At 52.9% G+C, this 25,496-nt stretch carries 26 protein-coding genes and 2 riboswitches; of the genes, 16 read left to right on the forward strand and 10 right to left on the reverse strand.

What is annotated here, in order from left to right; translation table 11 throughout:
• Positions 1-16 precede the first annotated feature (16 nt).
• Both dnaK and ACYVAD_RS23650 read left to right on the forward strand, forming a co-directional pair.
• Positions 17-1,948, forward strand: coding sequence for a molecular chaperone DnaK (gene dnaK, locus ACYVAD_RS23645; protein WP_461142022.1), 1,932 nt, complete (start codon positions 17-19; stop codon positions 1,946-1,948).
• Positions 1,949-2,176: 228 nt separating this feature from the next.
• Positions 2,177-2,425, forward strand: a complete 249-nt coding sequence (locus tag ACYVAD_RS23650) for a sensor histidine kinase (protein WP_461142023.1) — start codon at positions 2,177-2,179, stop codon at positions 2,423-2,425.
• A gap of 264 nt (positions 2,426-2,689) precedes the next feature.
• Here ACYVAD_RS23650 and ACYVAD_RS23655 read toward each other — a convergent pair whose 3' ends face one another.
• The gene (locus ACYVAD_RS23655) at positions 2,690-2,896 is read right to left on the reverse strand and encodes a hypothetical protein (RefSeq protein ID WP_461142024.1); all 207 of its coding nucleotides are present in this window, start codon (positions 2,894-2,896) and stop codon (positions 2,690-2,692) included.
• A gap of 267 nt (positions 2,897-3,163) precedes the next feature.
• Positions 3,164-3,769: an outer membrane beta-barrel protein gene (locus tag ACYVAD_RS23660; protein WP_461142025.1), complete on the reverse strand. Its 606-nt coding sequence runs from the start codon at positions 3,767-3,769 to the stop codon at positions 3,164-3,166.
• Between the two features lie 182 nt (positions 3,770-3,951).
• On the opposite strand from ACYVAD_RS23660, the gene ACYVAD_RS23665 reads away from it, so the two are divergent.
• Positions 3,952-4,644: a TlpA family protein disulfide reductase gene (locus ACYVAD_RS23665; protein ID WP_461142026.1), complete on the forward strand. Its 693-nt coding sequence runs from the start codon at positions 3,952-3,954 to the stop codon at positions 4,642-4,644.
• Between the two features lie 36 nt (positions 4,645-4,680).
• Here the strand turns inward: ACYVAD_RS23665 and ACYVAD_RS23670 are convergent, their stop codons facing one another.
• Positions 4,681-4,917 carry a hypothetical protein gene (locus ACYVAD_RS23670; RefSeq protein ID WP_461142027.1) on the reverse strand — a complete coding sequence of 79 codons (237 nt, stop codon included), beginning with the start codon at positions 4,915-4,917 and terminating at the stop codon, positions 4,681-4,683.
• 181 nt (positions 4,918-5,098) lie between these two features.
• Positions 5,099-5,284: a hypothetical protein gene (locus tag ACYVAD_RS23675; RefSeq protein WP_461142028.1), complete on the reverse strand. Its 186-nt coding sequence runs from the start codon at positions 5,282-5,284 to the stop codon at positions 5,099-5,101.
• A 23-nt stretch (positions 5,285-5,307) separates the two neighbouring features.
• Here ACYVAD_RS23675 and ACYVAD_RS23680 point away from each other — a divergent pair, with 23 nt between their 5' ends.
• Positions 5,308-5,751, forward strand: a complete 444-nt coding sequence (locus ACYVAD_RS23680; protein WP_461142029.1) for an energy transducer TonB — start codon at positions 5,308-5,310, stop codon at positions 5,749-5,751.
• Positions 5,752-5,776: 25 nt separating this feature from the next.
• Here the strand turns inward: ACYVAD_RS23680 and ACYVAD_RS23685 are convergent, their stop codons facing one another.
• Both ACYVAD_RS23685 and ACYVAD_RS23690 read right to left on the reverse strand, forming a co-directional pair.
• On the reverse strand, positions 5,777-7,981 hold the full coding sequence (locus ACYVAD_RS23685; RefSeq protein WP_461142030.1) for a TonB-dependent receptor plug domain-containing protein: 2,205 nt from the start codon (positions 7,979-7,981) through the stop codon (positions 5,777-5,779).
• Between the two features lie 9 nt (positions 7,982-7,990).
• Positions 7,991-8,641, reverse strand: a complete 651-nt coding sequence (locus tag ACYVAD_RS23690) for a hypothetical protein (protein WP_461142031.1) — start codon at positions 8,639-8,641, stop codon at positions 7,991-7,993.
• A gap of 122 nt (positions 8,642-8,763) precedes the next feature.
• Positions 8,764-8,969, reverse strand: a riboswitch (cobalamin riboswitch).
• Positions 8,970-9,014: 45 nt separating this feature from the next.
• A riboswitch (cobalamin riboswitch) is annotated at positions 9,015-9,234 on the forward strand.
• Positions 9,235-9,418: 184 nt separating this feature from the next.
• On the opposite strand from ACYVAD_RS23690, the gene ACYVAD_RS23695 reads away from it, so the two are divergent.
• Positions 9,419-9,703 (forward strand): carboxypeptidase-like regulatory domain-containing protein, encoded by a 285-nt coding sequence (locus ACYVAD_RS23695; protein ID WP_461142032.1) that lies wholly within the window; start codon positions 9,419-9,421, stop codon positions 9,701-9,703.
• Between the two features lie 76 nt (positions 9,704-9,779).
• Here the strand turns inward: ACYVAD_RS23695 and ACYVAD_RS23700 are convergent, their stop codons facing one another.
• Positions 9,780-10,013 carry a hypothetical protein gene (locus ACYVAD_RS23700; protein WP_461142066.1) on the reverse strand — a complete coding sequence of 78 codons (234 nt, stop codon included), beginning with the start codon at positions 10,011-10,013 and terminating at the stop codon, positions 9,780-9,782.
• Between ACYVAD_RS23700 and ACYVAD_RS23705 the strand changes: the two genes are divergently transcribed.
• Positions 9,919-10,170 carry a hypothetical protein gene (locus ACYVAD_RS23705; RefSeq protein ID WP_461142065.1) on the forward strand — a complete coding sequence of 84 codons (252 nt, stop codon included), beginning with the start codon at positions 9,919-9,921 and terminating at the stop codon, positions 10,168-10,170. The two genes, ACYVAD_RS23700 and ACYVAD_RS23705, sit on opposite strands and share 95 nt — an antisense overlap.
• On the opposite strand, the gene ACYVAD_RS23710 is transcribed toward ACYVAD_RS23705, so the two are convergent.
• The gene (locus tag ACYVAD_RS23710) at positions 10,088-10,261 is read right to left on the reverse strand and encodes a hypothetical protein (RefSeq protein ID WP_461142067.1); all 174 of its coding nucleotides are present in this window, start codon (positions 10,259-10,261) and stop codon (positions 10,088-10,090) included. The genes ACYVAD_RS23705 and ACYVAD_RS23710 overlap by 83 nt on opposite strands.
• Before the next feature lie 150 nt (positions 10,262-10,411).
• Between ACYVAD_RS23710 and ACYVAD_RS23715 the strand changes: the two genes are divergently transcribed.
• The 10 genes from ACYVAD_RS23715 to ACYVAD_RS23760 all read left to right on the forward strand — a co-directional run bounded on the left by ACYVAD_RS23715 (position 10,412) and on the right by ACYVAD_RS23760 (position 23,448).
• Positions 10,412-10,981 carry a DUF4256 domain-containing protein gene (locus ACYVAD_RS23715; protein WP_461142033.1) on the forward strand — a complete coding sequence of 190 codons (570 nt, stop codon included), beginning with the start codon at positions 10,412-10,414 and terminating at the stop codon, positions 10,979-10,981.
• 58 nt (positions 10,982-11,039) lie between these two features.
• Entirely contained in the window at positions 11,040-12,455 is a 1,416-nt protein-coding gene (locus ACYVAD_RS23720; protein ID WP_461142034.1) for a cobyrinate a,c-diamide synthase, read from the forward strand.
• Positions 12,456-12,517: 62 nt separating this feature from the next.
• Positions 12,518-16,807 carry a cobaltochelatase subunit CobN gene (cobN, locus tag ACYVAD_RS23725; protein WP_461142035.1) on the forward strand — a complete coding sequence of 1,430 codons (4,290 nt, stop codon included), beginning with the start codon at positions 12,518-12,520 and terminating at the stop codon, positions 16,805-16,807.
• 11 nt (positions 16,808-16,818) lie between these two features.
• Positions 16,819-18,789, forward strand: coding sequence for a magnesium chelatase subunit D family protein (locus tag ACYVAD_RS23730; protein WP_461142036.1), 1,971 nt, complete (start codon positions 16,819-16,821; stop codon positions 18,787-18,789).
• Positions 18,782-20,254 (forward strand): cobyric acid synthase, encoded by a 1,473-nt coding sequence (locus ACYVAD_RS23735; RefSeq protein WP_461142037.1) that lies wholly within the window; start codon positions 18,782-18,784, stop codon positions 20,252-20,254. Before ACYVAD_RS23730 ends, ACYVAD_RS23735 begins: the two co-directional genes overlap by 8 nt.
• 54 nt (positions 20,255-20,308) lie before the next feature.
• Positions 20,309-20,551 carry a hypothetical protein gene (locus ACYVAD_RS23740; RefSeq protein WP_461142038.1) on the forward strand — a complete coding sequence of 81 codons (243 nt, stop codon included), beginning with the start codon at positions 20,309-20,311 and terminating at the stop codon, positions 20,549-20,551.
• Entirely contained in the window at positions 20,551-20,946 is a 396-nt protein-coding gene (locus tag ACYVAD_RS23745; RefSeq protein ID WP_461142039.1) for a type II toxin-antitoxin system VapC family toxin, read from the forward strand. Before ACYVAD_RS23740 ends, ACYVAD_RS23745 begins: the two co-directional genes overlap by 1 nt.
• 3 nt (positions 20,947-20,949) lie before the next feature.
• Positions 20,950-21,963 carry a pyridoxal phosphate-dependent aminotransferase gene (locus tag ACYVAD_RS23750; protein WP_461142040.1) on the forward strand — a complete coding sequence of 338 codons (1,014 nt, stop codon included), beginning with the start codon at positions 20,950-20,952 and terminating at the stop codon, positions 21,961-21,963.
• Positions 21,951-22,898 (forward strand): adenosylcobinamide-phosphate synthase CbiB, encoded by a 948-nt coding sequence (cbiB, locus tag ACYVAD_RS23755; protein WP_461142041.1) that lies wholly within the window; start codon positions 21,951-21,953, stop codon positions 22,896-22,898. Before ACYVAD_RS23750 ends, cbiB begins: the two co-directional genes overlap by 13 nt.
• Entirely contained in the window at positions 22,891-23,448 is a 558-nt protein-coding gene (locus ACYVAD_RS23760) for an AAA family ATPase (RefSeq protein ID WP_461142042.1), read from the forward strand. The genes cbiB and ACYVAD_RS23760 overlap by 8 nt, the downstream gene beginning before the upstream one ends.
• Here ACYVAD_RS23760 and ACYVAD_RS23765 read toward each other — a convergent pair whose 3' ends face one another.
• Together ACYVAD_RS23765 and ACYVAD_RS23770 are read right to left on the reverse strand one after the other, a co-directional pair.
• Positions 23,449-24,018, reverse strand: a complete 570-nt coding sequence (locus ACYVAD_RS23765; protein ID WP_461142043.1) for a cob(I)yrinic acid a,c-diamide adenosyltransferase — start codon at positions 24,016-24,018, stop codon at positions 23,449-23,451.
• Positions 24,019-24,066: 48 nt separating this feature from the next.
• Entirely contained in the window at positions 24,067-25,257 is a 1,191-nt protein-coding gene (locus tag ACYVAD_RS23770) for an ABC transporter substrate-binding protein (protein ID WP_461142044.1), read from the reverse strand.
• Between the last annotated feature and the right edge of the window lie 239 nt (positions 25,258-25,496).

The raw sequence follows: 25,496 nt of genomic DNA on the forward strand, positions 1-25,496 counted from the left end.
GCAACTAAACCATATTATGGGAAAGATTATTGGTATTGACTTAGGCACCACGAACTCGTGTGTAGCCGTGATGGAAGGTAACGAACCCGTTGTTATTCCAAACTCAGAAGGAGCACGGACCACGCCGTCGGTAGTTGCCTTTATGGACAACGGTAACGGCGAACGTAAGGTCGGCGCACCGGCCAAACGTCAGGCCATCACCAACCCGAAAAATACGATTTCCTCGATCAAGCGGTTCATGGGTAAGCGCTTCAACGAGGTAACCAACGAAACCAAAAACGTCGCTTACGACGTCGAAAACGGCCCGAACGCTACGCCCCGTGTACGTATCGGCGACCGTCAATACACGCCACAGGAAATCTCGGCTCTGATTCTGCAAAAAATGAAGCAGACGGCTGAGGATTATCTGGGCCAAACCGTAACCGAAGCCGTTATTACGGTACCTGCTTACTTTAACGATGCTGAACGTCAGGCAACAAAAGAAGCGGGCCAGATCGCAGGTCTGGACGTAAAACGGATCATCAACGAACCAACCGCAGCGGCCCTGGCCTATGGTCTGGACAAAACCGACAAAGACCAGAAAATTGCGGTCTTTGACTTGGGTGGTGGTACGTTCGATATTTCGATTCTGGAACTGGGCGATGGCGTTTTCGAGGTAAAATCGACCGATGGTGATACGCACCTGGGTGGTGATGACTTTGACCAGGTGATCATCGACTGGCTGGCCGACGAATTCAAAAAGGACGAAGGTATCGATCTGCGTCAGGACCCAATGGCCCTGCAACGTCTGAAAGAAGCCGCTGAAAAAGCAAAAGTTGAGCTGTCGAGCTCGAACTCGACGGAGATCAACCTGCCTTATATTATGCCGGTGAATGGTATTCCCAAACACTTGGTACGTACGCTGAGCCGCGCGAAATTCGAGCAACTAGCCGATTCGCTGATCCAGCGCAGTCTGGAGCCTTGCCGCCGTGCGCTGAAAAACGCTGGTCTGTCGGCTAGCCAGATTGACGAAGTTATTCTGGTAGGTGGTTCGACCCGGATTCCGAAAGTACAGGACGAAGTTGAAAAACTGTTCGGTAAAAAGCCTTCGAAAGCCGTTAACCCCGACGAAGCGGTAGCTATCGGTGCTGCGGTTCAGGGTGGTGTCTTGACGGGTGAAGTAAAAGACGTGCTGCTGCTCGACGTTATCCCGCTCTCGCTGGGTATCGAAACGATGGGTGGTGTATTCACCAAAATGGTGGAAGCCAACACGACCATCCCGAGCAAGAAAGTGGAGGTGTATTCGACGGCTTCGGACAACCAGCCGAGCGTTGAAATCAACATCCTGCAGGGTGAGCGCCCAATGGCTGCTCAGAACCGCCAGTTAGGCCGGTTTATCCTATCGGACATTCCACCAGCCCCCCGTGGTGTTCCACAAATCGAAGTGACCTTCGATGTTGACGCCAACGGTATCCTGAACGTAACGGCGAAGGATAAAGGCACGGGTAAAGAGCAGAAAATCCGGATTGAAGCATCGAGCGGTCTGACCGACGCAGAAATCAACCGGATGCGTGAAGAAGCGAAAGCCAACGAAGCGGCCGACAAAGCCGAGCGTGAGTCGATCGAGAAAGTTAACGCAGCAGACTCGATGATTTTCCAGACGGAAAAACAATTGAAAGAGTACGGTGACAAACTGAGCGAAGGCAACAAGTCGGCTATTGAGTCGGCACTTGGCGAACTCCGCACCGCACACGGTTCGCGTGATGCTGCCGCGATCGATGCCGCTCTGGAAAAACTGAACGGCGCGTGGGCAACGGCTTCGACCGAAATGTACAACGCAACGGGTGGTGCTAACCCAGCTGACGGCGCAGGTGCTGGTTTCGACGGTGGTAACGCGAACCCCGGCGCAGGCCAGGGTCAGCCAACCGGCGACAACGTATCGGACGTGCCATACGAAGAAGTGAAATAAGCTAGAGACTAGCACTCGTGCATGAGCCCCGCTGAGGAAACTTAGCGGGGCTTTTTTATAATCTAGCCATTCTATGAGAAAGTAGAGTACGTGAATAATGGCAGATAGTGGCTTCTGGGAAGCTTTTTCGTTTTGGATCCCTCAACTGTGTAACGAAATGGCAGATGGCAATACGCAGCTATCTGATACAAATAAGGCGCTGACCGAGCGATTAGATTTACAATAAACGTGCGTCCGGTAAGTGAAGCCTACCGTTTCTACGAGATTTCGGTCGTTGATAAGGGGATTGGGTTTAACACCAAATACCCGGATCGGATCTTTCAGGTATTTCAACGATTACATAACCGGGACTCATTTCCCGGAACGGGAGTTGGGCTGGCAATCTGTCAGCGGGCGGTTGAAAATCACGGTAGAGCAATCACCGCTGATAGCCAGCCTGGAGAAGGATCGACGTTTTGCGTGTATCTGCCGGTCTAGTGGCTATTATCGAAAGAGACGAACAGCAAATTTATAGTTCGAATAGCGTTCCGTCTTCCAGGTAATGGAGTGGTTCTCAGTTTCCTTTTCGCCGACGTAAACGTACTGGCAGTCCATCTAAACAGGCAAAAGAAATAAACCTACAAAGTTGCACTAAAGGGGGTAGCGGACTGTTATAAAATCACTGTCTGATTACTCAACGGCAAGGGCGGGTTACTTTAGTAAAGTGGCCCGCCTTTGTAGTCTGCGAAGTTTCACCGGGCACTATTGCGGGGTAGGCTGATCGCCATGACTAGGCAGGCAACTACATACGCGCAACCACAAGACCCAGTCGCGGATCGATAGATGAATTCTAAGGTAATTATCAACTGCCTGTGGAGTTACCTGCTCGGGCTTTATCTCAGTTCGGCAAACGCCAATGGAGAATACGATTCGGTTCAATCCGTCCAAATCTGTTATAAACTGTTCCATGATAGCTTGGGGTAGACGTTAAATAGATAACTTTAACTAACTGGTTACGAGTAAGTTTTTCTTCATAAGTAGAACGTAACCATTTAGCCTGTAGGACAGGTACGTAATTGCCGCTAGTTCTTTTCCACGCCGTCTGCAAACTCAGCAACGAAATGAACGCCATACTGCCCTGAAAACACGTTCGATAGTATACCCCGTTGTCATGAATGGCTAGTGTCCAACAAAGTAATAGTGAAAGAGCCAGGTCAATTGACCTGGCTCTTTTGTTTAGAAGGCAAACTGAACACCGATTCCGAGGGACAACCCGCCGTTGTTCGTGATCGGATAACTGTTTATGGGAACGAACAAAGGGACTGGATCTGTCCGACGGTCTTTAGTGAGCAGTATGTTGTAGCTGGCGTTGATATTGATGCCAACTCGTTTACTGATAAAATAAGCCAGACCAATAGTAGGGGATAGGGTACCATAATGACTCATTCGGGAAGCAAACGAGCCATCCAAATCATAACGTTGATTTTGCCGGACGTAGCTGTAAGATATACCCACGTAAGGTTTTAACTTGCCTGCCCCGATGTAGTACTGAGCAAACGAGGAGAGCCCGATGCCCGTCAGGGTTACGCGGTTGCCATCGGTGTATCGGTAACGCGTTGAACTCAACGGAACCCCCACGCCAACAACTAGATTCTCGATAGGGAAATAGCCAATGGTTGGCGTCAAACCAAGACCAAATTTCTGGAGACCGTCCTGTTGGCTGCCTTGCAGAGAAAAATCTGCCATCTGAGCGCCAACTAGCCAGCTTCCTTTGTGGGTTTGAGCGGTAGCGGAACCAACTACCAGCAGAAACAGGACAATGATTGTACGTAATTGCTTCATACTACTTTTGTTTAATGGTTGAACCACTAGTAAGAGTAAGCCGAAGCAGATGAGGTTGTAGCTACTTGATGATATTAACATATTTTAAGGGGCGTGCCCACGCAAAACAGTGTTATGGCACGCAGAACTTCCCAATGTCAAAACGCGTTTTTAACGAGCTTTTTTACCATAATCTTCAAACAATGCGTATTAACCACGTCTCATGTCTGGCGGTATTCTGCTTGATTACTACCCTGGCCTACAGTCAGTCTGTAAAGCCTAAAGTTTACATTGACGCGACTGGTCATCGGTATTCGCAGGCGCAGTTCGATAGCATTCGAACGGCTAATATGGGGAAGCCAATTGCCACCATTGATGTGACGGAAGAAGAGAAAGAAACGCAGATCACGTTCGAGGTGATGGCCAGTAATCCCCTTGATGCGTTTAAAGAAAAGTGGATTGGGAAGCCATTACCCACCTTTAGTCTCAAGGATAAACAGGGAAAAGTCTACAGCAATAATTCGCTGCAGAATAAACTGATCGTGATCAATTTCTGGTCAACTACCTGCATTCCCTGCCTGAAAGAGATGCCTGCCCTGAGTGAGCTAGAAGCAAAATACCGCGGTAAGAATATCGTCTTTATTGCCCCAGCCCCAGAATCGCCCGAGCTGGTACAACGTGTCCTGGCGAAACGAACGTTCACGTACACCGCCCTACCGCAAGCGCAGGATCTCTTTTCTGCTTTGGCGATAGAAGGATATCCGTATCACTTCCTGGTTGATCAGACCGGCATTATTCGGGACATCTATTCCGGCTCATCAATCAACCCCCAGACGAATCAGTCAATCGTCGATGAACGGCTCGTACAGGCCATTGATCGCGCCCTGCCGAAGTAGACTCGGATTTTTGCCTTACGCTGAGACTGAAGGATACTAGTTATTCGCTGGCGTATCCGCACGCAGCAGCGCCCAGTCTTTGATTCCGGTTAGCGCCAGGGCTGCTGACCGTTGATGCGTTTCTACATCGCTGTAGAGTCGTTCAAGATACGTCTTCGTCGCTGCTGGCAGGTCCAGAAAGACGCTGTATTCATTCACGTGTTGAACGCCGGTTGGCAAGGTTGTATTGGCAAAAAAATCAACTAATGCCTGGTGGTCGTCACTGAGTTTCATCCTACAAAACTAGGACGTAATTCCCTGATCTAAATGGAAAGCGCGTAAATTAATCGTTAAAGCCAACAGCTCCGGAGCTTAGCGAATTGAGTCAAAGCAAGACGAGCGTTCGATGGCCAGGCGGTAGAACAGTATTCCCTGTAGCTGTAGTTTTTCTTTTCGTTGCCTAATCAACGTGGCACTACTTTGGCCAGTTAAGTCTGTTTCGGAACAGGATAAAGAACAACAGGAGAAATGCTCCGCCAACCAGTTTAGTGGCTTCCGATTTATCGGTATCCCACTGAGTGGCGTTCCAGTCGCCAGTCCAGAAAGCAATGATGCCGTAACTCAGGACTAAGGTCAGTAAAATCAGAAGAAAGATTCTCATTTTGCCGGAAATGAACTTTTGTTATGATAACCGATAACCCCCAAACCGACTACTCCGTTTATAAACGTTACGTACTGGCTGTTTGCCTGATGGCGCTAACGCTGATGTGTTCCCGGAAAAATGTTGATCCGGAGGGATCTGGACTAGTTGGCGAAGTGTACACCGTTGTCGATCAGCCACCAGCGCCAGCGGGTGGGCAGACAGGATTGAATGCGTATCTCATGCAGAATCTGCGGTATCCAGCTGCAGCACAGCGCGCCGGAATCCAGGGCAAGGTAATCGTGAGCTTTGTGGTGACTAGTGCCGGGAAGATTGCCGATGTACAAGTGACGCAGAGTGTGGGCGGTGGCTGCGACGAAGAAGCGGTGCGGGTTATCAAAGGCATGCCGGACTGGACTCCTGGTCAGCAAAATGGGCAGGCTGTCAACGTACGGACCAGCCTACCCATTTCATTTATAATAATCTAAATTCTAAGTGCCTACTCGTATTCTATCAAAACGAAAAGCGGTAGCGCACTGATAACGAGCGGCCTGGCAGGTTATAGCCCCGTTTTTCGTAGTAATTCTCGTCGGTTAGATTAGCGATCTGTAGCCCCAGCGTATGGTGTTGGGCCAGCGTGTACGATGCGCTCAAGTCGAGCACTAAGTATTCCGGGTATCGAATCTCCGGGTTGGCCGCATCGGTAAAGTCGGTGTCTTTGCGATGCCCCATGTACCGGCTCAACAGACGTAACTGTAGCCCCTTGAACGAATCGTATTCCAGTCCCGCGTTTAGGTTCATTTTCGCTACGTTGGCAATGTCCCGCTGGGTCACGCTGGCGTCGGTGCCGACAATGGTCTCGGTATAACGAAGCATGGTCGTTGCGTTGCCGAACAATCGGAGTGAGTACCGATATGCGGTCAAAGCGCCGAAGTCATAGCTGATTTCTGATTCAATGCCCCGCAGGTCCGAATCGGCTGCGTTGACGTAAGTAGCCCGCGCGACGAGTACGTCACCGTTAGTCTGTTTCTCGTTGACCTGCGTCACGATCCGAGCGATCCGGTCCCGTACGTTCGTGTTGAAATAAGTAGTACTTGCTCGGAAACCCGCTTTGGGACGGCTAAACGTCAACCCCAGGTCATAACTCAGGCTATTTTCGTTGGTCAGATTTGGATTACCAGTAGTAATGGTAATGCGGCCAGTTGAGGTGCGGGTTTCTGAGTAACCGGCTACGTTGAACGCATCGGGTGTTACGAACGCCCGACCCACGGTTCCTTTCAGTTGCCAGTCGGGTGCCAGCAGCAACGCTGCGCCCAGATTTGGGCTGACGAACGGATTGGTTTTTTTGCCAGGCTTGAACGTAGTAAGCAGGGGCGTTTCCTTAACGGAGAACGTAATGTCGTCCAACCGTAGGCCAGGTTGCAGGAGGAGCCGATCTCCGCCGAAGGCCAGCTGGCCCTGCGCGTAGAATGCTGACGACCGAATCGAATAATTAGGTTGCGTGGGTGCTCGTTCGGTGACGGCGTCAGTCCAGTTCCGAGACGACGTACTGGAATTCAAGTAGTCATAGCCAACGGTGAGTTGGTGGCGTCCCAGTTGCCAGTTGTCCTGGAGTTGAACGCCCTGCCAGCGGTTCGCGGTGTTTGACGACAGGAACGGCGTAACCGGCTTACCTGATACGTTGGTCGTCTGGTTGAAATTGTTTTCGCCGGAGGCAAAGACACGAAACGTCGGTTTATGATCCGTCAGTTGACCGCGAAGAGCGATTTCACCCGCCTGTCGGTTAACGTCTTTCAGGCTGGCCTGCGTCGTGCCGTAGGTGATGTCGCCGGGGGATTCAACGTCGTCGGCAATGAATTTTTCGCCCCGTACGTCTACTCGCCAGTTATTGCTGATCTGATAGCCCAGTCGCAGCACACCGGAGTAATAAGTAAGTTTGGTGTTGGGCCGAATCTGACCATCGTCTTTACGATCATCGACCGTTTCGGCTGGCTTGTTGCTGTAATACTTTACTGCCTGATCGCCCTTCAGCCAATCCCGGAACAAATTGCCTTTGCCGAGCCGGTAGTCCTGTGCCCGTCTGAGATAGTTGACCGAGGCATCGAAGTCGAGTCGCCGGGTCAGGCTGCCGCCGATATTTCCACCCGCCTGATACGTCTGAAAGGAGCCGTATTCAGCGAAGGCATTGCCCCGTAGCGCTCCTGTCGAGCGTCGGGTGATGACGTTGATAACGCCACCCATCGCCTGGGAACCATACAGCGCCGACGCGGGCCCTTTCAACACCTCGACCCGCTCCACATTGTTGAGCCCAATGGTTGACAGGTTCGTAGCCCCCGCGGGCCGACCATCAATCAGCAGCAGTGTACGCTGATTCAGACCCGAGAACTGCGGCCGAAATCCCCGGATGCCAACCCCTGAAGAGAGATTAGGGTATTGAATAACATTGACAGCCGCCAGTTTCTTGACCAGATCCGTTACGTCGGCGGCTGGGGTTTGGTTGATGTCGCGCCGGGTAATGATGTCAATTTGTTGCGGAACCCGGTCGCGCCGGTTTTCCGAGCGGGTGGCTGTAACAGTTGTTTCTTCCAGGACGCGGCTTCTGAGCGAGTCGGCGGGGATCGATTGCGCCTGTAAAGAAGTTAATGCACCAAGCATCACGCCGAGGCAAGTAACTAGCTGGATTGGGCTACCAACTACTGGGTAGTAGCGTTGTTTCATGGGTATTGATTACGAGTGAAAAATGTCGAACAACGTGTACACGCCGATCGCAATGGAGAAGATGCCAACGGCATAGTTGATGGCCCGAACTGCCGTTTGCCACCGGTCGACCACTTTAGTGAGCGAAAACGCCAGCAAGCAGCCGTAGAGCGTCATGGCGACGATGATACCCGCGCTTTGCAGGACAATGATCCAGACGGCCGTAGCGGCATCGCTGGCGGCTAGCGTCAGAGCTACGGTGCAGGCACCACCCGTACCGGCCAGGCCGTGTACCATGCCGACCCAGAAGGATCGACTGAACGTAGTAGATGGCGCTGGTTGCACGGGTTCGTGCGTTTGCCGGTGATTTCGCCGGATAGCAACAACGCCCAGCCAGATCATCAAAGGTCCGACCGCCAGTTCGACTTGTTCTGCAATGTTGAGCGACAGGGCCGATTTGACCAGCAGCACCAGACAGGCAAACAGAATCAGGGTGAACGAATGGCCCAGCGCCCAGTGCGACGAACGCCAGATGATACGCCACATATGATGCCTGTCTGAAGCGATCCGACCGGATTTGTTTTTTTCGGATGCCAGCACCGACACGGCGGCCATGTGGTCGGGTTCGAAGGAGTGCTGTACGCCCAGCAGCAACGAGTCGATAAGTAGCGGGTTGATCATGCGCTTGTTAGGTTGATGTGGTGGCAAACCCGTAAAAAGCGCGTACAAAAAGCAGGGGTGTTCGCCGGTCGGCAGGCGCACCCTATCTGACTTCGTGTTTGCCTTTCGTCCCGAAAGCACACCGGTTCTGACGTTTCTGGGCAGGTCTTCTGGCTCGTTCGATTCTGACGCCTTCCCACTCCTGATGAGGAACAGTGGCCTGATTGTCAAAATGGTTGTATGAACTATACAGCAGCGGGGACTGCTCCGATTAACGCTGACGGACAGCGCGACGGATTCCCTTTTAAGCGCTTCACGGCGGAAGCGCACCTAAAAACGGTCTCAAAAGTAAGAAACTTTAGGGTACCTTTGCCCTAATAAGTATCTACTTCCATTTTACCAACAGGAAAACGGTTCTGCCTTACGGCGGATTAATAGAGAATCGGTCGGACCGCCGATGCGGTGCAAATCCCGAACTGTCGCGCAACTGTAAGTAACGCCCCAACTGGCTGCCCCGCGGGAATCTGCCTGCGTGATGTTCACTGGTCGATCAGACTGGGAAGGACGGCCGCCAGGTTACAAGTCAGGAGACCTGCCTTTTTTCTTGCTGACAATGCTTTCGCGGTTTGAAGCACGGTCAAGATTGGCGATTTCTCCTGCAGACACCCGTTCCTGTCGGCAGAAGCTGGTGCTACTTTCCTCGCGAGCACCCATCGTCGTTTGTCCGATTGCACGTACCCGTTCGCATGCCGAACTGCAGGCAGACGCTTTTAACTCCTTATTTTTTCGTTAAAAGGTATGCACACGCGCTACGCTGATCACCCGCGACCTGGTGATCAATCAGCCCATTTTTCCACCATTCGTTCGCTGTTAGCCATAACGGTTATCCTTCTCAATCTTTTTTTAGGTGCTGCCAGCTGGGCCCAGTCGACTACGGGTACGATTCGCGGCCAGATTCAGGCCGAAACGGGTGAGCCATTACCCGCCATTACGATCCGTCTGGACGGAACGGGTTTCGGGGCTGTAACCGACGAAGCGGGCCAGTTTACGATCAAACGCGTACCCGTTGTACGTACACACTGACCGTCAGCGGGGTTGGCTACGAAGCGCACAAACAGAATATAACTGTATCGGCACAGGCTGCAACGGTACTCCGTTATCAGCTTAATAGCCGGACCAGCGAACTCTCGGAAGTAACCGTTACGTCGGCTCGCACACCGGCGTTTACGACTATCAACAAACTAGCGGTGCCCATCCGGGATATTCCCGTGACGACAAGTTCTGTATCGGGCCGTACGATCGAGCAGCGGGGCGTTGATGATCTAGGGGAGGCCATGAGAAACACGACTGGCGTCCGGGCCAACAATACGTACGGCGGATTTGAGCATTTCACAAATACGAGAAAGGAAGTCGGCTGGAGCGCTGGCTGTATCATGGTTTGCACAGCCTGGACTTTCGGCTTCTGCTTTACAAAAGACCACTCTGGGATATCATCGTCTGGGTACTCATGCTGGGCGGGACGGCCGTCAGCGCAACGGGATTGGTGTTAACGTGGAAATGGCTACGTAGGAAAGCCCGGAGAAAGACGAAAAAAGGGAAGAAGCGAAAAGGCAACCAGGTTGCCACAAACTCAACTGCCATAACAACCTTAAAGCCAGAGCAATTGGCCCATCGAAACGAAACGAGGTGAAACCCGCAACGGGTTAGCTTCAACAAAGCTTCGTATATTTAAAACTTGACGATCGTGCTAATCGATTTTAAACTCCCACACTTATAAGCAAAACGTATAGCATGGCAAATGTTGACAAGAAGGAGCTATCGGCTGAAAAGCGTAACGAACTGCTCAACGTATTAAAAGCACGTTTTGAGAAAAACAAGAACCGTCATCAGGATCTCAAGTGGATTGACGTGCAAGCAAAGCTGGACGCCAATCCCGAAAAGCTATGGACGCTTAACGACATGGAAGCAACCGGTGGAGAACCCGATGTTGTTGGGTATGATCAAGAAACGGATGAGTACATTTTTTACGATTGCTCAGCCGAGAGCCCCAAAGACCGCCGAGGTGTTTGCTACGACCGGGAGGGACTGGAATCGAGAAAAGAAAGCCGACCGGAAAGTAACGCCGTTGATATGGCCGCTGCTATGGGAATCGACCTGCTCACGGAAGAACAATATCGGGAATTACAGCAGCTCGGTAAGTTCGACCTGAAAACGTCAAGCTGGATACAGACCCCAGCGGCTATCCGCCAACTAGGCGGAGCCCTGTTTTGTGATCGGCGCTACGATACCGTTTTCGTCTATCATAATGGCGCTGCTTCGTACTATGCCGCCAGAGGGTTCCGGGGCTCGTTACGGGTCTAGGGAAATAGTATAAATCGTTGAAACTAGCGGCTTGGCCAGTTTCTTTAGCCGTTTTCGAATGTTAAATCAGAGTGATTTTTCTCAGTTTCTGCTGGCCGCTCCGTCCAGTGGCTCCGGCAAAACCACGCTAACGCTGGGGTTGTTGCGGGCGCTCGCGAACCAGGGACTACGGGTACAGCCGTTCAAGTGTGGTCCGGACTATATTGATACGCGGCACCATAGTACGGCAGTGGGTGTGACTAACGGCAATTCGCCTGGTGGAGTGCCACCCAGCACTAATCTGGATTTGTTCATGGCCTCGCCTGAACACGTAACGGCCTCGTATCAACAGTACGCCAGCGGTACCGATGTGGCGATCACGGAGGGCGTGATGGGATTATTCGACGGGGCCGACCGGATGCAGGGGAGCAGTGCGTCAATTGCCGAGCTGTTGAACATACCCGTCATTCTGATTATTAATGCCAAAGCGATGGCCTACTCGGTAGCGCCACTGCTGTACGGATTCAAGCATTTTTACCAGGGCATTAATCTGGTCGGAGCAATTTTTAATAATGTCGGGTCAGAATCGCATTACCGATTTTTGGCTGATGCCTGCGCCGACGTGGGGGTGGAGTCGCTGGGCTATCTGCCCACGAATCCACGCTTTACTATTCCATCGCGGCATCTGGGATTACATATTTCCGCCGAAACGGATTACGCGCAAATCATTCAGGCCATCGCCGACGAACTTCCTAAGACGATCGATCTGAACCGACTGCTGAACTGTACGCGAACCCCTAATTTATCTGCCTCTAGCCCCCCGGCCCCAATCCCCCAGTTCTTCGCTTCATACCGCATCAGCGTCGCGAGGGACGAAGCGTTCACCTTTACGTATCAGCAGAACCTGGACGTGCTGGCTCAATTCGGCCACGTTACGTTCTTCAGTCCGTTGCGTGATAAGAAATTGCCTGATACGGATTTTCTGTACCTGCCCGGTGGCTACCCCGAGCTATACGCCCAGCAACTGAGCGAAAACGTGGCCATACGCACTAGTATCCGCGATTATTGTCAGGGTGGGGGACTGGCTTATGCCGAATGTGGCGGGCTGATGTATTTAAGCCAATCGATCGAAATCAGTGACGGTACAGTATGGCCAATGGTGGGATCGCTGGATATAACGACGTCAATGCTGAAGGCAAAACTTACGCTCGGTTACCGGGCTGTTGACTGGGACGGAATGCGTCTAAAGGGGCACGAGTTTCATTACTCCGTGGGGTGCGAAACGCGCCCACAGGTGTCGGTAGCTTCGATCGCTAATCCAAAAGGCGTTCCGGTCGAAACAAAACTGTACCGAAGCCAACATACGATTGCCTCTTACGTGCATCTGTACTGGGGCGACAAACCGGAGTTTCTGCGGCAGTTATTTGCCTTGCCGGATGCTACACCTAACACCGATTCCGTTACTCCCTGCCCTCCTGAAGGGGTGAAGAATTAGCGGTATTCTCACCTTCTTCAGGGGGCAGGGAGTAACAACCCGTATCAGTTATAAGTAACCTCATGTCTGAAATAAAACGCCAGCGGGTAACCCGGTCCGACGGGAAAGCCATCAACCTAGTACAGCGCCGGGGACATCTGTCGTACTGCTACAACGCTTGCTGCTGCGGCCGGGTCGATCGGGGCTACGCGCCCATTCCGGTCGAACTATACAAAAGCGAATGGATGCGCCGGAAAATCCGCAACGTCGTGCACATGACCAAAGGCGGCTGCCTGGGGCCGTGTACGCTGGCCAACGTGGTGACGTTGCTGTTCGACGGACACTCCGTCTGGTTTCATTCCATCAACAGCAACTGGCAGATCATCGCGATTTTTGATTACATCGACAGCATGATTGCCGCCGATGGTTTTCTGACCCCGCCCACGGAGCTGTCGGAATATGTTTTCCAGTTTTACACCTGGAAAGGTTCCGAAGCCGCTACCCAGCTGGGCCAACCAGCCCTGCCGACAGGTGGGATTGTTTTTCTGACCCACGCCGACACCGACCTGCTGACGATGAACCGGGTTTTGCAGGAATTGCCGGATGAATTTCCGAAAACGTCGGGTATTAGCCTTCTCGCCATAAAGAGCGAAGCGCAGATGGCCCAGCTCCTGGACCGAGAAATTGGTGCGGCTCAAATTATCATCCTCCGAATACACGGCCGACCGAGCAGCGTACCCGGCTTTAGTGAGCTGGTTCGCCGAGCAAAGGACAAGGGACAGCATCTGATTGTGATCAGCGGTACGGGCGAGTTAAACCCAGAGTTTGCGGCTGTTTCAACCGTATCGCCTGCCATTCTGCACGAAACGCTGGCGTACGTCCAGGCAGGCGGGTACCAGAACTTTACGTCCCTGCTGTACTTTTTGGCTGACCACCTGCTCATGACGGGATTCGGGGCCGACGCGCCGATGCAACTGCCCGATCATGGCATTTACCATCCTGATCTTCCCGAAAACGCCGAGCCAACGGACTGGGTACAGCGCCACAATCCCGATCAGCCCACTGTAGGTATTACGTTCTATCGTTCGCACTGGATCAGCGGCAACACCGCTTTTGTGGATGCGCTGGTTCGCTCACTGGAAGAAAAGGGGCTGAACGCGCTGCCCGTATTTACGTCGTCCCTCAAGTCGGTTAACCCGGCCACCAGTGCACCGGTTGCTTTCTCTTACTTTCAGGCGGAACGGGGCGGTATTGCCATTGCGAACCTAATTAACACCATCTCGTACGCCATGACCGACGTGCGGACAGATGGTGATGAGACGGCCTCGCAGCGGGCTTTGTCTCACCTGAACGTTCCGATCTTTCAGGCGATTACGCCGGGCATGGCGCGAGGGCCGTGGGAATCGTCGAGCCGGGGGCTAAACCCGCTCGACACGGCGATGAACGTGGCCATTCCTGAATTCGACGGACGCATTATTACGGTGCCGGTATCATTTAAGGAGAAAGAACGTAACGCCAAGGGGTATGTACCGCTGGACGATCGGGTAGAGCGCGTAACGGGATTGGCGTGGCGATTTGCTCGTCTACGCCAGCTGCCGAACTCACAAAAACGAGTAGCGTTTATCTTCACGAACTCGAACACAAAGGCCTCGCAGATCGGGAACGCCGTTGGCCTGGATGCGCCCGCGTCGCTGATGAATATGCTATACGCAATGCAGGCAGAAGGGTACCAGATCGAAAATCTGCCCGCTACGGGGACGGAATTGATTCACCAACTGATCGACCATTGTTCGTACGATCAGACGTATCTAACCCCCGAGCAGTTAGCCAATGCCGCGGGTCAGGTGCCGGTGGGACAGTATACCAAGTGGTTCGCTGAGCTTCCAGAAGCGATTCAAACGAAAATGGAGAAGCAATGGGGACCGCCCCCCGGCGAGACATACGTCCACAACGGGCACATCGCGCTGGCAGGCCTCAACCTGGGCAACGCTTTTGTGGCGTTGCAACCACCCCGCGGCTACGGTATGGACCCCGACGCTATTTATCACCAACCTGATCTGCCCCCGACGCACCATTATTACGCCCTGTACCGATGGCTCCGCGACGACTGGCAGGCTGACGCGATTGTACACGTCGGTAAACACGGCACACTGGAATGGCTACCCGGCAAAGGCATTGGCTTATCGGCTAACTGCTTCCCGGACGCATTGCTGGGCGATCTGCCCCTGTTTTACCCGTTCATTATCAACGATCCCGGCGAAGGGTCACAGGCAAAACGGCGTGCCCATGCGGTCGTCGTCGATCACCTGACGCCCCCCATGACGTCCGCTGATAGCTATGGCGAGCTGGCTCAGTTGACGCAGCTGGTCGATGAGTACTACCAGGTTGAAACGATGGACCCGGCCAAGTTGCCGCTGCTGCAACGGCAAATCTGGACGCTTATCAAACAAACTAACCTGGATATGGATCTCTCTGCCATGCTCAGCCGCGACCACGGCGACCATAAACACGATTGGGACGACGAGATGACGCCCGAGGGTGTGCCCGTTAGCCTCACCGAAATGGATGGAAAAGACGTAGCGCACCTAATTGAAGATATTGACGGCTACCTCTGCGAACTGGGCGCGGCTCAGATACGAAATGGCCTGCACACGCTGGGGGAAATGCCGATGGGCGACGCGTTGGTCGACATGCTGCAATCGCTTACCCGCCTGCCCAACGCAACTACCCCGAGCTTACCTGCTGAGATTGCCCACCTTTATGACCTGGACGGGGCTGCCTTGCAGGTAAGTAAAGGCGGTCGACTCTCGGCCGTGCCAGCAATGTTTACAGAGCTAGCCGGTCGTCCCGTGGTAACCGGCTCCGACGCGCTGGAAGTGATTGATGAGTTGAGCAACCACCTATTCCGGGTAGCGCAACAACACCGGTTCCGCGCCGATCAGATCGAATCAATGCTGTTCGAGACGTTCAACGAATCGCCGGCACAGCCCAAATTTGACGGTATCCGACAGGTGCTACGATACGTCTGCGAACGGCTCCTACCAAACTTGGCCCGTACGGACGACGAGATTTCGAACCTGATGCATGGACTGTCGGGTGGCTACGTACCGGCGGGACCCAGTGGGGCACCGACGCGGGGTATGGCGCACATCCTGCCGACGGGCCGTAATTTCTACGCTGTTGATCCGCGGTCACTGCCGTCGCAGGCGGCCTGGGAGGTAGGCCAGCAACTGGCTCGCGAAGTGCTTGACCGGCACTGGAAAGAGACGGGCCGTTATCCCGAAAACGTGGGCATCAGTATCTGGGGAACCAGCGCCATGCGGACCAGTGGCGACGATGCCGCTGAAGTACTGGCGCTACTGGGTGTCCGGCCCATCTGGCAGGCCGAAAGTCGGCGGGTGACGGATATTGAAGTAATTCCGCTTGAAGAACTCGGGCGACCCCGCATTGACGTAACGACGCGCATCAGCGGCTTTTTCCGGGATGCGTTCCCCCATCTGATTGACCTGCTCGATGATGCTGTACAACGCGTTATTGCCCTCAATGAACCCCTGGAGCAGAACTTTGTCCGGAAACATTACCTCAATGAACTAACCCAGTTACAGGCGCAGGACATGCCGCTTGACGAAGCGGAGGAGCGGGCGAGCTACCGTATTTTTGGCGCGGCTCCTGGGTCGTACGGGGCGGGAATCCTGCCCTTGATCAATGAAAAAAACTGGCATAGTGATGCCGACTTCGCTCAGGCGTATGTCAACTGGGGAGGCTATGCCTATTCTAGAACAGCACAAGGAACCGATGCTCGTACCGAGTTTAAACAGCGTTTGTCGGGCGTAGAAGTGGCACTGCACAACCAGGACAACCGCGAACACGATATTTTTGACAGCGACGACTACCTACAGTTTCACGGGGGTATGATTGCGACAATCCGTAGCCTGACTGGCCAGCAGCCCAAGCACTATTTTGGTGATTCGCAAAACCCAGCTCAACCCGTCGTGCGTGACCTGAAAGAAGAAACCCTTCGGGTATTTCGTTCGCGGGTTGTCAATCCTAAATGGATTGAGAGTATAAAAAAACACGGCTATAAAGGTGGGTTAGAGCTAACGGCCACCGTCGATTACCTATTCGGTTACGATGCTACCGCGCAGGTCGTTGACGATTGGATGTACGAAAAAGTGGGCGAAACCTACGCCCTCGACCCGGCCATGCAGCAGTTTTTTGCCGAAAGTAATCCGTGGGCCTTGAACGCTATCGCCGAACGACTCCTCGAAGCCGCCCAACGGGGCATGTGGGCATCGCCATCGCCCGAAATGTTACAGGCTTTGCAGGAGGTTTATTTGAAAAGCGAAAGCTTATTGGAGGTGCGGAGCGAATGAACCCATACACGATGAATTACCCATTTTCGGCCCTCGTTGGTCAACCGAAACTGAAACAGGCATTACTACTCTGCGCGGTTAATCCCGGCATTGGCGGGGTACTGGTTCGGGGGGATAAAGGAACGGCAAAAAGTACGGCGGTACGAGGGCTAGCAGCCGTGATGCCGTTTATTCAACGGGTGGCTGGTTCGCGCTTTAACTGTCTACCTAGCGAGTTACTTGACCAATGTGAGGCCTGCCAGCAACCTGACTGGCAGGTGGAGGAAATAGCCGTTCCGTTCGTTAACCTGCCCCTGGGAGCCACCGAGGACCGAGTGCTCGGAAGTTTAGATCTGGAAGGAGTTTTGGTTGAGCGCAAAAAGAAACTGCTGCCGGGTTTGTTGGCATCGGCTCATCAAGGTATTCTATACATCGACGAAGTAAACCTACTGGCCGATCATCTGGTTGATGGCCTGCTGGACGTTGCGGCTATGGGCGTTAACACCATCCAGCGGGATGGCCTGTCGGTGAGCCACCCGGCTCGGTTTATGCTCATTGGTACGATGAATCCCGAGGAGGGAAACCTGCGGCCGCAGTTTCTCGATCGGTTCGGCCTGGTAGTCGACGTAACAGCTCCCCGCGACGTGGCTGAACGAACTGAGGTCGTCCGTCGGCGGATGGCGTTCGACGTCGATCCAGAAGCGTTTGTCCAACAGTGGACTGCGGAGCAGCAACGGTTACAAGATCAACTCCGAAAAGCCCGGCAGTTGCTTCCCTCTGTTCGGCTGGCCGATGGCTTGCTGACGATGATCAGTCAACTGTGCACGGACTTGAACGTAGCGAGCCTGCGGGCCGACCTGGTCATGTATAAAACGGCAAAAACGCTGGCTGCTTTGGCCGGACGTCTGGACGTAACACCCGATGACATTCGGCAGGCAGCCGAATTAGCCCTGCCGCATCGGCAGCGAAAAAAGACTGCACCAAACAATTTAGCCGATACCAGCAAACTGGACGAGCTGTTCCAGCAGAATCCACCCGATCGGCATTTCGAGTCTACACAACCACCGAATCCTCCTCAATCGGGTCCTTCAACGCCTACACCACTGTCTTCCGAGGCAGAAACTTCTGACAGTGGCGAAACAGCTACCGATACGGGGGCGGAGCCTGAACAGACGTTCGGGGTACTGCCTGACGTTGCTTCGCCTTCACTTGTTACGGAGCCGACCAAACAACGGCAGCCAACGCCCGAAGGCCAGCGGAGTCAGACAAGAGACCTATTACGGGGTAATGCGCTACGGGCGATTCGTGATCCGTCGCCCACGGATCTGGCTGTCACCGCCACGCTGCAAAGCTCGCTGATACGCGGTGCCGATGATTGGGGGCTCACGCGCGACGATCTGCACCAGACGGTACGAGCCGGTAAAACGGGTAATCTGATTCTATTTGTCGTTGATGCGTCGGGATCAATGGCGGCTCATCGACGTATGGAAGCCGTAAAAGGGTGCATTCTCAGTTTGCTACAGGATGCCTATCAGCACCGAGACAGCGTGGGCATGATTGCTTTCAGGGGCGTTGAGGCACAGGTCATCCTATCTCCCTCCCGCGATGTTGAACAGGCTGAGCAGGCGCTGCACCAATTACCCACCGGTGGCCGCACGCCCTTACCCCACGCCCTCCAACTGGCAGAAGAAGTTATTGAACAGGCCATTCGGTCGGGCAGCGCTAAGCCGTTCCTGGTGCTTCTTAGTGATGGTAAGGCGAATGTCCCACTACCGGGCGGTGGGGATGCCTGGCAGCAGACGATTCAGCTGGCTACGCAGTTACGGGAGCAGCAAATCTCGGCGCTGGTACTGGATACCGACACTGATTATTTGCGACTAGGACGAGCGACAGATCTGGCCACAGCCTTGGGAGCCGACTGTCTGTCACTAGACGAATTATCGGCACAGACCCTTACGGATACAGTCTCCGGTCGCCTTAACAGCTCAAACAGTCATGCGTAAACTTCGTCCTATCATGTTCGTTGGTACGGCATCCGATGTCGGGAAAAGCGTTATTACGGCCGGCTTTTGCCGGATCTTTAAGCAAGATGGCTACCAACCAGCCCCCTTTAAAGCGCAGAATATGTCGCTCAACAGCTACGCGACACCCGATGGACTGGAAATCGGACGGGCGCAGGCGGTACAAGCGGAGGCCGCTGGAAGCGTTTGCCATACTGACATGAATCCGGTCTTGCTGAAACCAACCAACGATAAAAGCTCGCAGGTTATTTTGAACGGTAAACCCGTTGGGAATCAGTCGGCTTATGACTACTTTATGGGCAACGACCGGGCCGCGTTGTTCTCGGCCGTTAAGCAGGCGTTTGACCGGTTAGCTGATCAGTATTCACCCATCGTGATGGAGGGAGCCGGTAGTATTTCAGAGCTCAACCTCAAACACCGCGATATTACCAATCTCCGGATGGCTCAACATGCTGGAGCCGCTACGTATTTGATTGGTGACATTGACCGGGGCGGGTTGTTTGGTAGCGTGTACGGCACCGTCGCCCTACTGACGCCCGAAGAACGCTCACTGATCAAGGGAGTCATCATCAACAAGTTTCGGGGTGACGCCCGGCTGTTTGACGACGGTCGACGAATGCTGGAAGAGCTGACCGGTGTTCCAGTGATCGGGGTATTGCCTTATTTTCGGGATATCTTCATCGAGCAGGAAGACTCAGTTTCGCTTAAGCAAAAGTTTCGTTCGACCGTTGCCGGGAAGGTCAACGTAGCGGTCATTCTTCTGAAACGGTTGTCTAACTTCACCGATTTTGATCGATTGGAGCAAGACCCACGGGTGAACCTGTTTTACACAAATCAACCGGAGGACATTGCGAAAGCCGATATTGTTATTCTTCCTGGCAGTAAGAACACTATTGACGACCTGCTCACGATCAAAAATAACGGTATCGCTCGCGCCATTGTCGATGCATATAAACTGGGTAAAACAGTAATCGGTATTTGCGGGGGTTACCAGATGATGGGCGAAATCGTTGAGGACCCAGATCATTTAGAAGGCTCAATTGAAGCCCTGCCTGGTTTAGGTTTGTTACCCGTCCGTACGGTCCTAGAATCTAACAAGACCACGCAGCAACGCCAATTTACGTACCGGCAGTCGACGGCTTCGTGCCTGGGTTACGAGATTCATATGGGCCAAACTACCGTTACGGGCGAGCTTAATCCTGTAGCGTGGCTGGACAATGGCGAGCCTGATGGCTACCTCCTGAATAGCCGCTGCTGGGGTACGTATCTGCACGGTATTCTGGATAATGAGGCTGTCGTTAACGACCTGCTAGCTGACTACACATCCCCGTCCGGCGTGTCTAACTTCAATTTTCAGCAGTTTAAAGAACAGCAGTACGACCGGCTCGCCGAGGTAATACGGGAGCATATTGACATGGAACAGGTATACGCGTCGCTGCACGTATAGCGTGGTAGATGCCAAATCGTTATCTTTGATTGTTCGAACAAAACGTATAATGCCATGGTCAAGGCTATCGAAGGAATTTACGAAAATGGTCACCTGGTACTGAATGAGACGTTTCCAACCTCAAAAAAAACAAAGGTTATTTTGTTAGTACTGGAGGAAGAAGATTCTGTTGATACCAAACGTAAATCAGGTGAACTTAATCATCCTGGCGGAGTTCGGTTGGGTGGCCTGGCGGGTAAGTATCGTATTCCCGACGACTTCAATGCCCCCTTGGACGATCTACGCGATTATATGTAATGGAGTACCTAGCCGACACACAAATTGTCATTTGGGCTATAGTCAGTCCTGAAAAGCTCAAACCTGCCGTTCAAAGGCTTCTTCAGCATAATACAATTTGGGTAAGTCAGATTAGCCTGTTTAAGATTGCCATTAAGCAAAAAATCGGGAAACTGCCTGAACTATTACTTCCTGTTGATTCATTGCTCAGTCAGCTGTACCAAGACGGATTTGGGCTTTTACCACTCAAAACCGCACACTTGGCTGCCTATAATTCTATTGAGCTGATGGTCGACCATTGTGATCCATTTGACCGTATCCTGCTGGCATCAGCGCTAGCCGAAAATCTGACGATCATTTCAGCTGATGAGCAATTCCGGCGATACGTATCTCAAATCAATCTTGTCGAGGCCTAACTTATGCTCCACGGACATGGCGACGACCGCTACCGATACGCGACCGATATTCACGCCGACTTTAGCACAAACGTCTGGTACGGCGGTGAACCAAGAGGGTTGAAAGACCATCTTTTCGGCCAGTGGGATAGCATCAACCGCTACCCAGAAGTGCTGGCCGAGAGCTTAGCCCATCAGATTGCTCATCACCATTACGTAGTCGCTAATCAGGTGCTTGTCAATAGTGGCACTACCGAGAGTATCTACCTGATTGCGCAGGCGTATGCTGGCCAGACGACAACCATCGTCGTGCCCGCCTTTGCCGAATATGAAGATGCCTGTCGGATGCATGGGCACTCGCTACACTTTATGGATTGGGACCAGCTAGCCCAGTTTCCTCAAATGACGAGCGATCTGGTCTTTATCTGCAATCCAAATAATCCGACCGGGGCTATTTTTTCGCAACTGGCTGACTGGATCAGGATGAATCCCCGGACGTTATTCGTTGTTGACGAAGCTTTTATTGAGTTTACAAATCAGCTCGACACCGCTATTCCGTTGCTGCATCAGTGCAGTAACGTAGTCATCATGCGATCACTGACAAAAGCTTACGCCATTCCTGGCTTACGGTTGGGCTACGTCATCAGCTCGTCATTGTTGATTGACCAGTTAAAGATGGTAAAACAACCCTGGACAGTAAACGCGATGGCGCTGGCAGCGGGGCGGTTTATTTTCGATCATTTCGACTTCGTTCAATTGCCGCTGAGTCAACTGCTGGCTGATAAGCAACTGTTCGTAAACGAGTTGTTACGTAACTCAGCGATACGGGTCTACGATAGCGGTACTCATTTCTTTCTTGCCCAAACTCAGAAGGGTACAGCCGCGCAGCTGAAGACGTATCTGATTGAAAACCATGGTCTGTTGATTCGGGACGCGAGCAATTTTCGCGGTTTGGAAGCGGGCCACTTTCGGGTTTGTACGTTAGCGCCCGAAAAAAACGCATTACTCATTAATGCCCTGGCAGCATGGAACAACTAGGGCTATTCGTACTACCGCTCCTGCTGGGCTACGTGCTGGATTTACTGATTGGCGATCCCGACAACTGGCCCCATCCCGTTCGCATTTTCGGCTCGCTGATTGCCAGGGGGGAGCGGCTCCTTAATAAAGGGAAGCTCCGATTCTGGAAAGGAGCCGCGCTAGCCCTTAGCTTATGCACACTGGCTTGTTTGTTCTTTCTTGGCCTGAACCAACTGACGTTGTCCATCCATCCGGTGCTGTTCGTGTTCACCAACGCCCTTTGGGTGTGGTACGGTCTGGCCAATCATAATTTGATTAGCGAGGGAAAAGCCGTTTTTCGGGTATTGGAGCGGGAGGGAGTGGAGGCTGGTCGTCGTCAGCTGTCGCGGATTGTGGGGCGCGATACGTCACAGCTAAGTCCGCAGCAGATTCGGATTGCGGTGCTGGAAACGATGTCCGAAAACCTTAGTGACGGTGTTATCGCTCCCTTGTTCTTTTACGGTCTGGCGGGTGTACCGGGTATGATGACCTATAAAATGATTAATACGCTGGATTCGATGATCGGTTATCGCAGTGAGCGGTACGAACAGTTTGGTAAGTTTGCCGCCCGTCTGGACGACATTGCCAACTTCATTCCGGCCCGGCTGACGGCCTTATTAATGATTCTCGTTACAGGCAATAGCCGCGGGGTACAGTTCGCTGCCCGGTACGGAAATCGGCACAAAAGCCCTAACGCGGGCTACCCGGAAGCGGCTCTGGCGGGTATTCTGAACTGCCGCTTCGGTGGACCGAACGTATATCACGGCGTACTGGTCGAAAAACCATATATCGGTGAGCAGGAGCGGCCGATTCAGCCGGACGAAATTAACCAGGTCAGCCGAATCAACCAGCGAACCTGCCTGCTAATGGTCGTTGGGATGATTGGCATTACGTACCTGCTACGGAATCATGGCTAAATTCCTTATTTCTGGCGGACCCGGAGCGGGAAAAAGCACCCTGCTGAACGCGTTACGTGCCGCCGGTTATGCTTGCTTCGATGAGGTGTCGCGGCAACTAATTCAGGAACAGGTAGCCATCGGTAGTCAATGTCTACCCTGGATTGATCTAGGCTGTTTTGCTCGAATGGCGCTGCAACGTATGGTCGAGCACTACGAACACGCGTCAATAGAAACAGACGAGCCCATCTCATTTTTTGACCGGGGTATTCCCGATATCATCGCGTATTTGCGGGTCGGTGGTCTTCCGGTTGATGAATCCTGGTACCGAGCCGCCCGTCAGTACCGGTATGCGCCCGTGGTTTTCATGGCTCCGCCTTGGGAAGCCATTTATATCAATGACAGCGAACGCTGGCAAACCTTCGCCGAAGCGTCGGCATTGCATCAGGCATTGGTTGAGACGTATCAGACATTGGAATACACCGTACTAGAATTGCCTCGTGTCACCGTAGCTAACCGCGTTACGTTCGTTCGCAACGCGGTTAGCCACTTATCTTTATTCACGTCGTAGTTACTTAAAGCGTTTGTACAGAAAGAGTTGCCATTTTTCCTCCGCCACGCCCGCCTTGTCCATTTCTGCACGAGCCAGGGTGAAAAATAGATCGGATAGCCGGTTGACGTATGCCGGGATAGCGTCGTGTACGTCGTCGGTTTTAGTAAGTGATACCAGTCGGCGTTCCCCCCGGCGGATTTGCGTACGGGCAACGTGGCACATGGCTGAGATTTCGTTGCCACCCGGCAGCAGAAAATAATCGGATGGCGACGACATAGCGGCCTCCAGCTCATCAATCCACTGCTCGCAGAAATCGGCCCCGTCCTCCGGTAGCGGGTTGGTATTAATTTTCTTGGCGGTAGACGGTCGGGCCAGGTGCGACATCATGTCCATCAAATCTTTCTGGATCTTATGCAGGTTCGGTTGCCAGGGATGCTCGTTTCCCAGCTTAACCCGCAACAGGCCAATGGTGGAGTTTGCTTCATCCAGTGTGCCAATGCACTCAACCCGAACATCGTCTTTATCAACCCGGCTGCCGCCGAAAAGTCCGGTCGTTCCTTTGTCTCCTTTTTTCGTGTATATCTTCATGGTAGTATCCTAGCCGGTTAGCTGGGGGCTGATCTGGACCAGCTTCCCTCAGTTTACTTGTTTGTAGTAGATCAACTGATGGTTGGGCAATAATTCAGGGTGTAAAATTTTGATCAGGTCAGCCAGTACCCGGTGTGGGTTTACCGCCCCTGATTCCCAGTAGTCGTTGGCACCCCGGCTGTTCACGCGCTTACCGTAGCTATACATCTGCCCCGATTTGAAGGCGTTGAAATCAGCGTATCGAACGTCCTTGGCTAGTACGTCCTTTTTAGAATCCACGCCGTTGAGGCCAATGTTGAGCCAGTAATCAGCCTTCAGCGCAATGGGGTAAACCGCTTCAAAATTTAGCGGTAGACTTCCTGTCGTTCTCCGGTTCACCCAGGGGTATGTACCACCCGCGTCCAGAAAGAAGCGGGTGACGTAACTATCACCGTCGGGGACAAACCAGGCGTCCTTTGAATTCATGCCACTGATGAGGCTGGGCTTTTGAGTAACGCTTCGGGCCAGGGCCGCCAGTCGGATATATTCCCGTTCGACCTGCTCAAACCGCTGGTTGACCAGTGCTTCTTTGTTGAGCAGTGCCGCCATCAGCTTGACCCATTCGGCTCGTCCCAGCGGGGTCCTTTCCACCCACTCGGAGTTGATCAGGACTGGGACGCCAGCGTTACGTAGCATCTGGTAGCGGTTCATCTGCGCGGTTGGGCTGCCTGTGGCCATTAGTAGGTCAGGCTGTAGAGCAACCAATTGTTCCTCGTTCAGCGTCTGATCGTGACCCACTTCCTGTATTTTTCCGGCATCAATGCGCTGGATAACCTTGGGTGACGATACGTATTTTAGATTGCCAAGGCCAATGATCTGCTCTTCGGCGCCCAGAAAGCCAGCCAGGCCAACGTGCATTGATGACATCAACACGATCCGTCGGAGAGGAATCTGAATAATCTGACTGGCCGAATAGCCTTTGGGGGCGGGGGCTCCGCGCTGCACCAGTACGTAACGGATAGTATCCGCCTTTTTTTCGAACGGGCTGATGATCGAAACCAGCTTGTAGTTTCCGACGTACTGAATCGTAAAGCCGCGGGCGTGCCGGACGGTTACCTGGTTGGTGATTCGTTTATTGGTGGTAGTTGACCGAGCGACTGGATTACGTTGTTGCGCTACTGCGGACTGGGTACTTCCCCCCATCAGGAAAAGGAATAAGAGCAGTATCCAGGCAGGACTTAAGCGAGAGAATTTTGACATTACGCATTAATTGATGAGCGGTGCCTCAACCCGTCGATTGAGTGTATTGACAGGCTCAACGTCGCGACGAAAGACTATTTGATGATTGAAGCTTTTATTAATGGTTCAATCAGTCCGGTATCGCGCCAAGTATAGGATAAACTGTGCAATGGGCAGAAGAGGCTACTAGCTTAGGCTCGCCAGTACACGAGCCAAAATTCGTCCTTTTCTTCCCATTTTGCAATGATAATACCCGCGGT

The sequence above is a fragment of the Spirosoma pomorum genome (assembly GCF_054776615.1).